Source organism: Staphylococcus gallinarum (genome assembly GCF_000875895.1).
GTDB classification, from domain to species: Bacteria; Bacillota; Bacilli; order Staphylococcales; family Staphylococcaceae; genus Staphylococcus; species Staphylococcus gallinarum.
The window spans coordinates 1-241 of sequence record NZ_JXCF01000111.1 but is presented as its reverse complement, the minus strand read 5'-3'; the positions used below and the strand labels follow the sequence as shown (position 1 = coordinate 241).

Sequence of the window (241 nt, the reverse complement as noted above, 5' to 3'; positions counted from 1 at the left end):
CAATTGTTTTTCATTCTCTTTTAAAGTCAATTTCATTAAGTCCGTTAAATCAATTTCTGAAATACTTTTTAACATTTCTCTGTATTTATTTTTTGTACGTCTTTCTAATTTACCCCATGTTCTTTCTTCATGAATTAGCATATAAATCATTGCTTGGTCTTTTACTTTTTCTAAACTAGACCAATCTGGTTTCAAAATATGTAAATCATTAAAACAATCGTTCCAATAATCAACCATATCT

The 241-nt window shown here is 26.1% G+C and carries 1 pseudogene; it reads right to left on the bottom strand.

The window, feature by feature from the left end:
* Nucleotides 1–241: pseudogene (locus tag SH09_RS13670) on the bottom strand (replication initiation factor domain-containing protein); the annotation flags it as partial.